Source organism: Nocardioides luteus (assembly GCF_015752315.1).
GTDB lineage: Bacteria > Actinomycetota > Actinomycetes > Propionibacteriales > Nocardioidaceae > Nocardioides.
In genome coordinates, this window is sequence record NZ_JADOVJ010000001.1 from 4,271,823 (window position 1) to 4,285,582 (window position 13,760).

The 13,760-nt window shown below is 71.6% G+C and carries 8 protein-coding genes; 2 read left to right on the top strand and 6 right to left on the bottom strand.

The features are described 5' to 3' along the window. Nucleotides 1-50: 50 nt before the first annotated feature. Genes HD557_RS20565 through HD557_RS20575 form a run of 3 tightly spaced genes read right to left on the bottom strand, consistent with a single transcriptional unit; the run spans nt 51 to nt 6,340 of the window. Nucleotides 51-2,066, bottom strand: a complete 2,016-nt coding sequence (locus tag HD557_RS20565; protein ID WP_196875250.1) for a vWA domain-containing protein — start codon at nt 2,064-2,066, stop codon at nt 51-53. An 18-nt stretch (nt 2,067-2,084) separates the two neighbouring features. Beyond that, nucleotides 2,085-3,488: an AAA family ATPase gene (locus HD557_RS20570; protein WP_196875251.1), complete on the bottom strand. Its 1,404-nt coding sequence runs from the start codon at nt 3,486-3,488 to the stop codon at nt 2,085-2,087. Then, entirely contained in the window at nt 3,485-6,340 is a 2,856-nt protein-coding gene (locus HD557_RS20575) for an AfsR/SARP family transcriptional regulator (RefSeq protein ID WP_196875253.1), read from the bottom strand. Before HD557_RS20575 ends, HD557_RS20570 begins: the two co-directional genes overlap by 4 nt. Before the next feature lie 113 nt (nt 6,341-6,453). On the opposite strand from HD557_RS20575, the gene HD557_RS20580 reads away from it, so the two are divergent. Then, nucleotides 6,454-6,879 carry a YchJ family protein gene (locus HD557_RS20580; protein ID WP_196875255.1) on the top strand — a complete coding sequence of 142 codons (426 nt, stop codon included), beginning with the start codon at nt 6,454-6,456 and terminating at the stop codon, nt 6,877-6,879. A 96-nt stretch (nt 6,880-6,975) separates the two neighbouring features. Then, nucleotides 6,976-8,667 (top strand): sensor histidine kinase, encoded by a 1,692-nt coding sequence (locus HD557_RS29075; RefSeq protein WP_196875256.1) that lies wholly within the window; start codon nt 6,976-6,978, stop codon nt 8,665-8,667. Between the two features lie 6 nt (nt 8,668-8,673). Here the strand turns inward: HD557_RS29075 and HD557_RS20590 are convergent, their stop codons facing one another. From HD557_RS20590 to cydB, 3 genes are read right to left on the bottom strand one after another with little or no spacing between them, the layout of a single operon-like run. Then, nucleotides 8,674-9,336 carry a response regulator transcription factor gene (locus HD557_RS20590; protein ID WP_008359268.1) on the bottom strand — a complete coding sequence of 221 codons (663 nt, stop codon included), beginning with the start codon at nt 9,334-9,336 and terminating at the stop codon, nt 8,674-8,676. After that, a complete protein-coding gene (cydD, locus tag HD557_RS20595; RefSeq protein ID WP_196875261.1) occupies nt 9,330-12,755 on the bottom strand; it encodes a thiol reductant ABC exporter subunit CydD in 3,426 nt (1,141 codons plus the stop codon). Before cydD ends, HD557_RS20590 begins: the two co-directional genes overlap by 7 nt. A gap of 1 nt (nt 12,756) precedes the next feature. After that, nucleotides 12,757-13,758 (bottom strand): cytochrome d ubiquinol oxidase subunit II, encoded by a 1,002-nt coding sequence (cydB, locus tag HD557_RS20600; RefSeq protein WP_196875263.1) that lies wholly within the window; start codon nt 13,756-13,758, stop codon nt 12,757-12,759. Between the last annotated feature and the right edge of the window lie 2 nt (nt 13,759-13,760).

Consider the following 13,760-nt stretch of genomic DNA (forward strand, 5'->3'; position numbering starts at 1 on the left):
CTACGCGGCCGGATGTTCACCGAGTTAACTCGGTGAACATCCCAGCACGCTCAGCCGGCCCACCAGCCACGACCGCCGAACGCATCGGGGTAGCCGCCATAGGTGTTCGACGTACGCCGCGCCGTCCTGTCCCCCAGATACGACCCGACCACGGCGGCGCCGAGGTCGTCGAGCTCGGGCGCGACGACGCGCCCCTCGACGCGGCGGGCCATGGAGTCGATGAACCGGGCCAGGCCGGGATCCTCACCGAGGCGGAAGAAGGTCGTCTGGGCACCGAGGCGCCGTGAGTTCTCCAGCTCCTCGACGGATCTGGCGATCGTCACCGGGTGCGGCGGGTAGGAGAACCAGACGTCGCCGCCCGGCTCCAGGTGGGCGGTGGGCTCGCCGTCGGTCACGATGAGCAGCACCGGCTGGGCACCCGGGTGCTTGCGGAAGTGCCGGTTGGCCAGCAGCAGCGCGTGGTGCAGGTTGGTGCCCTTGTCCCAGATCGCGTCGAGCGCGGTGAGCTTCTCGATCTCCATCGTCTGCGCGTAGCGCCCGAACGAGATCAGCTGCAGGTCGTCGTTGCGGAAGCGGCTCCTGATCAGGGTGTGCAGCGCGAGCGCGGTGCGCTTCATCGGCACCCACCGGCCGTCCATCGCCATCGAGAAGCTGGTGTCGACCAGGAGGGCGACCGCTGCCTGCGTACGCGCCTCCGTCTCCTGCACCTCGATGTCGTCGACGGTCAGCCGGACCCCGGGGCCGCGGCGGCCCTCGCCGACCTCGCGGATGACGGCGTTCGTGATCGTGCGAGGTACGTCCCAGGGTTCCGTGTCACCGAAGGCCCAGGGCCGTGACGAGCCGGAGAGGTCGCCCGCCGCGCCGGCACGCTGCAGGTCGCGTTCGCCCTGTCGGCCGGAGAGCCGCTGCGCGACGTCGCGGAGCAGGGCCTTGCCGAGCTGGCGCATCGCCTTCGGGGTCAGCCTCAGGTCGCCGTCCGAGCCGCGCTCGAGCTGGCCGGAGTCGCGCAGCGCCTGCTCGAGCTCCTGCAGGGTGCGCGCGTCGACCGCGGCCTGGTCGCCGAGCTGCCGGGAGAGCGCGTCGAGGTCGATGTCGTCGAGCCGGCTCCCGGCGTAGGACTGCTGGAGCTGCTCGGAGAGCTGGTCGAGCTCGGCGATGTCCTGCAGCACGCCGGTGCCGTCGCCGAGACCGAGGCCCTCGCCGCCACCGAACTCCTCCGAGCCGTACCAGTCCTCGCCCGGCCGCGCCGCCTGGAGGTTGGCGTCGAGCTGGGCCATCTGCTCCATCAGCGCGGGCGACCCGAACGCCTGCGCCGAAAGCTCCATCAGCTCGCGTCGCTGCTCGGCCGACATCGAGTTGAGCATCCGCTGGGCCGCCGCCGAGCGCTGCGCGAGGGTGTCGAGCAGCTCGTCGATGTTCTGCGGGTTCTCCGGGAAGTACTGGCCGTGCTTGGCCATGAACTCGTCGAAGTCGGCGTCGGTGTCCTCGCCGCGGTTGTGCTTGTCGAGCAGCTGGTTGAGGTCTCGCAGCATCTCCGCGATCGCCTCACGGTCCTCGTCGGTGGCGCCTTCGAGCGCCTGCTTCATCCCGGCGAACCGCTGGTCGAGGATCTCGCGGCCGAGCAGGTCCTTGATCTCCTCGTAGGCCTCGCGGGCCTCGCGTGAGGTCCAGTCGTAGGAGGAGAGCTCGCTGACCGCGGCGGCGGTGTTCGGCGAGAGGCTGTCGATCTGCATCTCCCGGAACGCGCGGTCGCCGTCGTCCATCGTGACGTCGCGGGCGAGCTGCTTGCGCTCCTCGAGGACGGCCTTGTCCAGCAGCTCGCGCACCTGCTCGAGCGTGCCGTCGAGGTTGTGACGCTGCAGCAGCTCACGGCGCCTCTCGGCGACCTGCCGGGCGAGGTCGTCGAGGCCGCGCTGGTCCTGTCCGCCGCGCCGCAGGAACTCCCGCATCGCGCGCTCGGGCGAGTAGCCGGACATCACGTCCTCGCCGATGGCGTCCAGCGCCTCGGCGATGTCGACCGGCGGAGCGAGCGGGTCGCCCCCGGCGTACTTCTTGTAGCGGCTCATGGCCTACCACCTGCCGGATCAGCCATAGATCGTCTCCCCGTCAGCCGTGTCCTTGCCGATCTTCCTCGCCAGGAACAGGCCCTCCAGGGCCAGCTCGATGGCACTGGCCAGCTGGCCGTCGTTCTTGGGGCCGCCGGTGGCCTCGTAGACGCGGTCGCCGATCTGGTCGTAGAGGTCGGACTCGCCCAGGACCGGGAGGCCCTCCAGGAAGGCGCGGGCGGAGACCTTGGTGCCGGTGGTGACCATCCGGCCGTCCTCGATGGCGTCGATGAGCAGCGCGAAGTCGAGGCCGCGGAAGGACTTGCGGACGGTCTCGGCGATGGCCGTACGCAGCAGGTGGGTGAGGATGTCGGCCTCGCGGCCCTCCTCGCCCGACTCGAACTCGATCTTGCCGGAGAGCACCTCGACGGCCGTCTCCAGGTCGACGATGCGGGCGACCGCGTCGGCCTCCCCCTGCACGGTGGCCCGGTGGAGCGCAGCGGCGGCGACGGTCTCCGCACCCGCGATGGAGAAGCGCGCCGACACCCCGGATCGCTGGTCGACCGCGGAGGAGGCACGCAGGTGGCGGGTGAAGACGGCGAGGATCTCGAGGAGGTGGTCCGGTACGTCGGCGACCAGGGAGGCCTCCTGCCGGATGACCGCCATCTCCGCGGCGAGCTCGCGCGGGTAGTGGGTGCGGATCTCGGCGCCGAAGCGGTCCTTGAGCGGGGTGATGATCCGGCCGCGGTTGGTGTAGTCCTCCGGGTTGGCGGACGCCACCACCAGGAGATCCAGCGGCAGCCGCAGCACGTAGCCGCGGATCTGGATGTCGCGCTCCTCCATCACGTTGAGCATCGCCACCTGGATCCGCTCGGCCAGGTCGGGCAGCTCGTTGATCGCGACGATGCCACGGTGGGAGCGCGGGATCAGCCCGAAGTGGATCGTCTCCGGGTCGCCCAGCGAGCGTCCTTCGGCGACCTTCATCGGGTCGACGTCGCCGATCAGGTCGGCGACCGAGGTGTCAGGCGTGGCCAGCTTCTCCGCGTAGCGCTCGGAGCGGTGCTTCCACGCGACCGGCAGCGCGTCACCCTGCTCGGCAGCCGCGCGCTGGGAACCGACCGAGACCGGCTCGTAGGGGTGCTCCCCGAGCTCGGAGCCCGCGATGACCGGGGTCCACTCGTCGAGCAACCCCACCAACGTACGCAGCAGCCTGGTCTTGCCCTGGCCACGCTCGCCCAGCAGGACGACGTCGTGGCCGGCGATCAGGGCACGCTCGAGCTGGGGGATGACGGTGTCCTCCAGCCCGTGCAGCCCGGGCCAGGGGTCCTCTCCGGCTGCCAGCTTGGCCAGCAGGTTGTCGCGGATCTCCTCGCGGAGCGACTTGAACACGTGGCCGCTCGCGCGGAGCTGGCCGAGGGTGCTGATCGTGGGTGCGGCAGTCACGGACGCAACGCTACGCCGCCGCCCAACCCCTGGGCGGCCGTCGCGTCGACGTCCCGATCCTCGGATGGGGCGGGTCCGACGCCGGCGAGCAGCTCCTCGACCCGCTCCCTGGTCAGTGCGGTGCGGTCGAGCTCACCCACCTCGTCCAGGATCGCGACGACCTCGTGGAGCGTCGCGCGGGCCTGGGCGACGCGGTCGGTCTCGCGCTCGATCAGGGCGCGGCGTACGAGGGCGTTGGCCTCGGCCCACCGGTTGCGCTCCTCGACGTGGTGGGCGAGCTCGGGGCGCAGGTGGCTCTCGGCCTCGGCGTAGCGACCCAGGCCGATCAGGGCGTCGATCAGGGTCATCCGTGGTGAGGCGGAGGAGTCGACGTCGACCGGCCCGTGGCCGATCTCCTCCTCAACCAGCCGCACGGCGTCCTCGTAGCGCTCCATCCGGACGTAGACCTCGGCCAGCCCGATCAGGCTGCCGCGGGCACGGTCGTCCATCCCGGCCGCGTCCGCGACGGCGTAGGCCTCCTCGAGGACGGCGACGGCCTCGTCGAGGGATCCGATCATGCTGAGCGCCTGGCCGCAGTTGGACAGCGCCATCTCCAGACCGGCCGCAGTCCCGGCCTCACGGAACACCGCGGCGGCGGCCCGGAACTCCGAGATCGCCCGGGTCAGGTCACCCGCCCGCGCCCGGCTGATCCCGGCCTGGTTGCGGATGTAGGCCGCGTCGACGTGCTCGCCGGCGCGGAGGGCGGCGTCGAGGCCGAGCTCCTGGAGCGGCAGGGTCTCGGCGGGTGGGTGCCGCATCGAGAGGGTGAACATCTTGTTGACCAGCTGGTAGGCGGGTCCGAGCAGGCCCGCGCGCACGGCGAGACGTACGGCGCTGCCCATGGTCAGCCACTCCCGGTCGCCCCAGGCGCGGGCCTGCTGGGTGGTGGCGAAGCTCAGCGGTGTCACCCCGGCGACGACGGGGTCGAGGCTCATCAGCCGGAAGGACCGGCCGCCGGCCTCGGAGGCCGCGACCAGGGAGTGGGTGTACCAGCTCACCAGGCGCAGGAGCGCCTCCCCGGACTCCTCCTCGGAGCCCATCTCCAGCGCGTAGTCGCGGATCAGGTCGTGGAGCACGAAGCGTCCCGGCCGCTGCTCCCGGACCAGGTTGGCATCGACAAGCTTGTCGACCAGACGCCGGGCGGCGGCGATGTCGACGCCGAAGAGCGCCGCCATCGCAGGCATCCCGATCTCGTGACCCGGACGAAGGCCGAGGAGCCGGAAGGATCGCCGCGACTCCTCGTCGAGGGAGTCGTAGGACCAGGAGAAGACCGCGCGCAGGTCGGAGATCGGGTCGAGCGGCGCCTCCAGCGCGGCCAGCCGGCTGGTCTCGCCGTCGAGCTCGGCGAGCAGGTCGGACAGCGAGAGGTCCGGGTAGCGGCTGCAGCGCTCGGCGGCGACGGCGAGAGCCAGCGGCAGGTGTCCGCACCTGTCCGCCAGGGCGCGTACGTCCGCCTCGTCCGCCGCCCGGTCGACGAGCCGCTGCTTCAGGAAGGCCGCCGACTCCTCCGGGGCGAGGGTGTCCAGCGCGAGCCGGCGTGCGCCCTCCCGCGTGGCCAGGCCACGCAGCTGGCTGCGGCTGGTCACCAGCACCAGGGAGTCACCGCCCGGCAGCAGCGGCCGCACCTGGGCGGAGTCACGGGCGTTGTCGAGCACGAGGAGCATGCGCCGCTGCGCGAGGGTCGTACGCAGCAGCGCCGATGCCGCGTCCACCTCGCCCGGAACCGACGCGACGTCGACACCGAGCCCGATCAGCAGGGTCGTGAGCGCCTGCGCGTGCGAGAGCGGCTCACCCGGACCGAAGCCGCGCAGGTCGATGAAGAGCTGGCCGTCGGGAAAGTGCTCGGCCCGGGTCCGCGCCCAGTGCACCGCCAGCGCGGTCTTGCCCACCGCACCGATGCCGTGCACGGCGACCACGCTCGGCCAGCCGGCGTCGTGGGAGATCGACACCGCGTCGAGCAGCCGGAGCTCGGCCGTACGCCCGGAGAAGCTGGAGATGTCGGCGGGGAGCTGCCGCGGCACCAGGTCCTCCTCGGAGACCCGCTGGGCAGGCACCGTCGCCCGGCCCGCGGGCGCCTCGACCTCCGGAGCAAGCGGCGGGGAACCCGCCAGCAGCCGGGTGAACGTCGAGCGCAGCTCCGCGCCGGGGTCGGCGCCGAGCTCGTCGGCCAGCCGCCCGCGGACCTCCTCGTAGGCCTCCAGCGCCTCGGCCGTACGCCCCGCGGCCTCCAGCGCGTCCAGGAGCACGACCCACAGCGACTCCCGCAGCGGATGGTCGCCGATCACCCGGCGCACGTCGGCGACCGCCTTCGTGGCCCGGCCGGCGGCGACGTCGAGCTCGGCACGGCGCTCCAGCGCGGCGAGGTAGCGGTCGACCAGCCACGGACGGGTGCGCTCGGCCAGCGACTCCCCCGCGGCGTCGTCGAACGGATCGGCGCGCCACAGTGCGATGGCCTCCTCGAGCCGTTCGTAGGCCCGCGGCCCCTCCGCCGCGTCGAGCAGGTCGATGAAGGCGAGCACGTCCACCGACGAGCGTGGCAGGTCGAGGATGTAGCCGCCGGCGGCGCGGCGTACGACCTCCTTGCCGAGCACGCGACGCAGCCGCCCGATGTAGGTGTGCAGGCTGCCGCGCGGGTTGTCGGGGAGGTCCTCGCCCCAGATCCGGTCGGCGAGCAGGTCGGCGGAGACCGGGGTGCCGGCCTCCAGGGCCAGCAGGGCCAGCAGCGTGCGGGGACGTCGTCCCGGGACCTCCACGGGCTCGCCTGCACGCGTGACGATCAGAGGGCCCAGCAGACAGATGGTCACATCCGTCACCACAGCACCCCCGCCGTCCCGAGCCGCCTGCGCCTGAGAGCCACCCCCACACAATAGTCGTGTCGCTGCGGGCCCACGAAGGGATTCCAGCCATTCCGGTACACAATGGAGACATGTCCCCCTTCGGCCGCACCTCCGCCGGATCGACCCTCCAGCAGGAGTGCCCGTGCGGCAGCGGGCGGCGTTACGCGCTGTGCTGCCACCGGCTGCACCGTGGCGGAGCACTGGCCGAGACGCCCGAGGAGCTGATGCGCAGCCGCTACGCGGCGTACGCCCTCGGGGACTGGGACTACATCTTCCGCACCTGGCACCCGGGCACCCGCCCCGACGATCTCGGCGTGGCCGCGCCGGACCCGCGGCTGACGTGGACGGGCCTGGAGATCGAGGGATCCGGGCTCGACGACGACACCCACGGCTGGGTGGCGTTCCGGGCCTCGTACGAGACGCCGTCGGGAACCGGCGTGCTCGCCGAGCACAGCCGGTTCGAGGTGCGTGCCGGACGGTGGCACTACGTCGACGGCGAGATCGCCGATGAATGACCAAACGCACGCATTCGCGTGAGTTTGAGGCAGACAGTGGAGAAACTGTTGCCGATATGTGGACGCGAACGGGTGCGGCACGACAGACTCTGACAAGTGACCACCGACGCGACCGAGGACCTGACCGGTCTCGAGCCATCGGCGCGCTCGCTCTTGGACGCGGTCATCGCGATGTCGAGCGAGCTCGACCTGAGTGCCATGCTCGAGCGGATCACGCGCTCCGCCTGCGAGCTGACCGGAGCCGGCTACGGCGCTCTCGGCGTGCTCGACCTCGACGGCAACCTGCAGGACCTGATCACCTACGGCCACCAGCAGGAGCCGACGCTGCAGGTCGTGGGCAAGAGCCGCGGCCGCCGTGCGCGGCTCGATTCCGACGCCGATGCCTACGACAGTGCCTACGACAGCGCCGATGACGGTGCGGATGACGGTGCAGATGACGACGAGCCGGCATCGACGACCCGGCCCCGGGGGATCACCGCTCCCGATCCTCTGCTGCTGGTCGCGTCGCGCGGTTCCGAGGGCGGCAGCCACGCGCTGCGTACGGGCGATCCCGGCAAGCGGAAGTTCATCGAGGTGCCGCTGCGGATCAAGGACCACGACTTCGGCCACCTGCTGCTGTCCGAGAAGGTAGGCGGCGCCGACTTCACCAGCCACGACGAGCAGCTCGTCGTGGCCCTGGCCCGTGCCGCGGGCGCCCAGATCGACAAGGTACGCGAGCTCGAGCTCAGCGAGCAGCGCCGCAAGTGGCTCGAGGCGAGCGCGGAGCTCAGCCGCGTCCTGAGCCCGCCGCTGGACCACATGGTCGCGCTCGAGCGGATGTGCGAGACCGCGCTGCCGCTGATGCGGGCGATCGGCGTCGGCGCCGGCACCCGCATCGAGCACGGTCTCGTCTCCGGGGTCGCGGCCGTCCCCGGTCAGGAGGAGCGCGTCCGCGCGGTGACCGAGAAGGTCCCGCTCCTGATCGACCGCCGCATCATCGAGCCGCTGGACCTCGAGGTCGACGGGCTCTACGTCGTGGTGGCGCCGGTGCGCTCCTCGCTCGCCGGCCGCGGCGCGCTGCTGGCCATCTACGACAAGGCCCGCGCCGCCCACGACGAGCACGAGCGCGAGCTCTTCTTCGGCTTCGCCGGCCAGGCCGCTCTCGCCCTGGACCGCCTCCGCGCGGTCGAGGACCGGGCCGACCTCGCGGTCATCACCGACCGCGACCGGATCGCCCGCGACCTGCACGACGTGGTCATCCAGCGTCTCTTCGCGATCGGGCTCCATCTCGAGACCCTGGGCCGCAACCCGGAGCGGATCGAGAACCTGCCCAAGCGGCTCTCGGAGCAGGTCGACGCGCTGGACCAGACCATCAAGGACGTACGCGGCTCCATCTTCGACCTCAGCAACCACGACACCTCCTCGCTGCGGGCACAGGTGCGCGAGGTCGTCCGGGAGTACGCCGGTTTCATGGACTTCACCCCGGAGATCAAGATCACCGGGCCGGTCGACACCGCGGTGCCCGAGACGGTCCGCAACCACCTGCTCCCGGTCCTGCGCGAGGCGGTCTCCAACCTCGCCCGGCATGCCCAGGCCCACAGCGCCCAGATCGAGCTCACCCTCCAGGACGACGAGATCAAGCTGGTCGTACGCGACGACGGCAGCGGCGTCCCCGAGGAGGCCGAGGAGAGCGGGCTCAAGAACGCCCGCTGCCGCGCGACCCAGCTCGGCGGTCAGCTCGAGATCGGCCCACGCTCCCCCAGCGGCACCGAGCTCGTCTGGCAGGTGCCGATCACCGCTGGGGTCTGACTCCGCTCAGTTCCCCTTGCGGGGGTGGAGCAGCTCCTTGGCCATCAGCGCCGCCTGGGTGCGCCGCTGCACACCGAGCTTGGCGAGGATGCTGGAGACGTAGTTCTTCACGGTCTTCTCGGCCAGGAACATCCGGCCGGCGATCTCGCGGTTGGTCAGGCCCTCGCCGATGAGCGCGAGCAGCCGCTTCTCCTGGGGCGTGAGCGCCTGCATCTGCGGCGACTCTCCGTCGGGGTTGCGCATCTTCTCCATGACCTTCGCGGTCATCAGCGGGTCGAGCAGCGAGCCGCCACCGGAGACGGTGCGGATCGCCTCGACGAGGTCGTTGCCGCGGATGTCCTTGAGGACGTAGCCCTTCGCCCCGGCCATGATGGCCGAGAAGAGCGCCTCGTCGTCGTCATAGGAGGTCAGGATGAGCGCGAGCATGTCCGGGTAGGCCGCCCGGACCTCACGGCAGACCTCGATCCCCGAGCCGTCGGGGAGGCGGGCGTCGAGCACGCAGACGTCCGGCTGGATGCGGTCGATGTCCTCTCGCGCCTGGGCGGCGGTGCCACCCTGGCCGACGACAGCGATGTCGTCATGACTGTCGAGCAGCGTCGTCAACCCCTGACGGACGACCTCGTGGTCGTCGAGCAGGTAGACCCGGATCGTCCTTGTCTCGGTCAACACCGTCTCACTTCCCCCATTCGTTGAAGGGAGACCACGGTATCGGTCAACCCCAGTCCGGTCGATGTGTGAGTCATCCACACTACGGTTTTCGTGCCGCCATGCGGACCAAGCTCCGCGCCGTGTTCTCTGCCGGGCTCTGTGTCAGCTGTCGAGCCATCCTCCCGCGCGAGCACCTCGCGCGCCAGCGACGCGGCGGTCGAGGTGTCCAGATGAGCCAAAGGTTCATCCAGAACCAGGACCTTGTGCCCGGCCAGCAGCGACCTCGCCACCGCCAGCCTGGCCCGCTCGCCGCCGGAGACCTGGGCCGCGCCGTCGCCGAGCCTGGTCTGCATCCCGGCGGGGAGGGCGTCGAGCCACTCGCCGAGGCGAGCGCGCCGGAGCGCCTGCTCGACCTCCTCGTCGGTGGCTTCGGGCCGTGCCAGGCGGACGTTCTCGACGAGGTTGGAGGCGAAGACGTGCGGGTCGTCGTCGACGAGCCCGACGATCTTCCGTACGTCCTGGGGGTCGAGCTCACGCGTCGGCCGGCCGCCGAGCGTGATCGTGCCGGTGTCCGGGTCGAGGAAGCGCAGCAGCAGCGCGGCGAGGGTGCTCTTGCCGGAGCCGGAGGGGCCCACGATGCCGATCCGCGCGCCCGGCTCGAGGTGCAGGTCGGGAAGCTCGACGGCGTGGTGGGCACTCGTGTCGCCGCCGGGGTGGGCGGTGACGCCGGTGAGGGTGATCGTGGTGTCGTCGGTGGGCCGCTCGGGGTGCTCCGGGGCCTCGACCACCGGGCGACGGGTGGTGAGGTCGTCGAGCCGCCGCTGGGCCGCGCGGGTGCGGGCCCGGGCGGCACCGGCGTCGGCGAGGGTCGCGGCCGGCTCGGCCAGCGCCAGCGGGACCAGCGTGAGGAGCGCCAGCATCGGGCCGTCGCCGACGGTGGTGTAGGCGGCGGTCGCGGCGACGGCGGCACCGGCGGTGATCAGCACGAGGGCCTTGGCCGCGGAGGCGGCGACCGCTGCGGCCGTGGTCGCTCGGGTGGCGGTACGGGCCAGGCCGTCGAGGGCGTCCAGCACCGGCTCGCCCGCCTGCCACATCCGGCGCTCGGTCGCCGTCTGGGTCGCCTCGACCACCTGCTCGGACACTCTGGCCCGCACCGTGACCGAGATGTTCTCGGCACGTGCTGCGCCTGCGTACGCGATCCCGAAGGCGGCCCCCGCGGCCACCACCGTGGCCGCCGTGAAGGCCGCGGCCACCGGGTCGATGAGCGCGGTCGCCAGGACCGCGAGGAGGGCCACGACGGCGTACTCCCGGATCGGCAGCCGCACCCTCAGCTCCTCGTCGAGCACCGCGTCGACGTCGTCGACGACGCTGGCCAGGACATCGCCTCTTCGGCCGGGGAGAGCACCTGGCACCAGCGGCACCAGCGCGTCGTAGATCTCCACCCGCCGTCTGGCGAGCAGGCGCAGGGCACTGTCGTGGGACCACAACCGCTCCAGGTAGCGCAGCACCGGCCGCGCGATCCCGAACGTACGCACCCCCACCATCGCCGCGACCAGCGTCATGATCACCGGGTGGTAGGAGGCCTTGATGATCAGCCACCCCGCCAGCGCCGTCAGCGCCACCCCCGACGCCCAGCTCAGCCCGCCGACCACCGCCGACCCCCACAGCGCCACCCGCGCCGAACCGGTAGTTGTGGCAGCCGAATCGGTAGTTGTGGGTGACGAAACTCGACTTTCATCCGCTATTTCTGCAGTGTCGGCCACCGCTTCTACGGTCTCGCCTGCCACTTCTACCGTTTCGGCGGAGAGGGTGATGACCTGGTCGGCGATCTCGATGAGGGCCGGGCGGTGGGCGACGAGGACGACGGCGCGGTCGCGGGCGAGGTCGGTGACGGTGTCGGCGATGATCCGCTCGGTGTCGGGGTCGAGATGGGCAGTGGGCTCGTCGAGGAGCACCCAGGGGCGATCGGAGAGTACGACGCGGGCCAGCGCCAGCCGGGCCCGTTCGCCGGCCGAGAGCGAGCGACCGTCCTCGGCCAGGTCGGCGCCGAGCCCGCCGGGCAGCTCGGCGATCCGGTCGGCGAGCGCGACCCGCTTCAGGACGTGCCACAGGTCGCTGTCCGTCGCCTCCGGCGACCCCAGACGCAGGTTGTCGGCGATGGTCCCGCCGACGAACACCGGGCGCTGCGGCAGGTAGGCGAATCGCCGCCGCCACTCGTCACCCTCGGCCGGGGTCTGTCCGTCGAGCTCGACGGTGCCGACGTACGTCTCGTGGAGGCCCGCGATCGTCGCCAGCAACGTCGACTTCCCGCAGCCGCTCGGGCCGACGATCGCGGTGATCCCCCGCTCCCGGACCGTCGCGGAGACCGGTGCGAGCGCCGGCCGATCGCGGTCCGGATAGGTCAGTCCCACCCCGTCGAGAGACATGCCGAGACGTCGCTCCCGCGAACCGAGATGGCCGTCACTGACCTCTCGGCCGACCGACGTGACGTCTCGGCCGACCGCACCGACCTCTCGGGCGCCGAGGTCGGCGGTGGCCTCGAGCGTGGCGGTTCCCTCGGCGGCGGCGTGGAACTCGGTCCCGACGCGGCGCAGCGGCCAGTAGGCCTCGGGGGCGAGCAGCAGGACGACGAGGGCGGTCTGCAGGTCGACCGAGCCGGCGGCGAGCCGTACGCCGATGATGACCGCGACCAGTGCGACCGAGATGGTGGCGACGAGCTCGAGCACGGCCGAGGAGGCGAAGGCGATCTTCAGGGTCTCCAGGGTGCGGCGGCGGTAGCGGTCGGTGATCGTGGCGATGACCCCCGACTGCGCACGAGCTCGACCGAACGCGACCAGGGTCGGCAGACCCTTCATCACGTCGAGGAAGTGGCCGGCCAGGGCCGACATCGCCCGCCACTGGCCGGCCGCCTGGTCGCGCGTGGCGAGCCCGACCAGCACCCCGAAGATCGGGATCAGCGGCAGCGTGAGTCCCACGATGAGTCCGCTGAGCGGGTCGGTCCAGACGATCACCGCGAGCACCATGACGGGCAGTACGCAGGCCAGCACCAGCGCGGGGACGTAGCGCGTCAGATACGGCTCGGCGGCGGTGACCCCTCGCGTGGCCAGGGCCGACAACGACCCCGAACGACCCGCCTGCCCGCGCAGGATCGCACCGACCACGCGGCGCCGCAGGTCCGCACCGACGACCCCGGCAGCCCGGGCACCCGCCACGTCCGAGACCACCCCGACGAGCGCGCGCCCGGCGAAGACGGCCACGACCGCCAGCGCCCAGCCGCTCACCGACCCGGTGTCGCGGATCGCGGAGATGAGCAGTCCGGTGACGGCGTACGTCTGGACGATCAGCAGCACCGCCCCCACCACGCCGGCCGCCACCACGACGGCGAGCGGCCGCCGGGCTACCGACAGCTGGGCTCGCAGTCGCGGGTCGTTCGGGCGCATCTCAATGAGCGGCGGGGATGTGGTGGATCGAGATCCGCTTGCGGAAGATCCAGTACGTCCAGGCCTGGTAGCCCACCACGATCGGCGTGAACACCGCCGCGACGATCGTCATCAGCTTCAGCGTGTAGGGCGTCGCCGCCGCGTTCGTCGTGGTCAGCGAGTTGGCGACGTCGGTGGAGGAGGGCATCACGTCGGGGAAGAGCCCCACGAAGAGCCCGGCCACGGCCAGCCCGATCGCGAGGAAGGTGCCGGCGAAGGCGAGCCCCTCACGACCGACGTACGCAGCCCCGAGCCCACCCACGAGCGCGAGCGCCGCCAGGACGAAGATCACCGCGGTCGCCAGATTGCCGGTGAGCGCCTGGGTCCAGACCAGGAACACGACGGCGAGAACGGCCGCGACGACCCCGGTCTTGAGCGCCAGCGCGCGAGCCCGGCCGCGGATCTCGCCGTCGGTCTTGAGCGCGATGAACACCGCACCGTGGGTCACGAACAGGGATAGCGTGACCAGACCGCCGAGCAGACCGTAGGGGTTGAGCAGCGTCAGCACCGTGCCGGTGAACTCGAAGTCGGCGTCGATCGGCACCCCGCGCACGATGTTGGCGAAGGCCACACCCCACAGGAACGCCGGGACGTAGGAGCCGAAGATCACCGCACGGTCCCACCAGCCGGCCCAGGTGACCGAGGGTCGCTGGTGGCGGTACTCGAAGGCGACCCCGCGCACGATCAGCGCGATCAGGATGAGGAACAGCGGCAGGTAGAAGCCGGAGAACAGCGTCGCGTACCACTCCGGGAACGCCGCGAAGGTCGCTCCACCGGCGGTCAGCAGCCAGACCTCGTTGCCGTCCCAGACGGGGCCGATCGTGTTGATCATGACCCGCCGCTCGCGGTCGTCGCGGGCCAGCACCGGGAGCAGCATGCCGACGCCGAAATCGAAGCCCTCGAGGACGAAGTAGCCGATCCACAGCACGGCGATGAGGCAGAACCAGATTGTCGTGAGTTCCATCG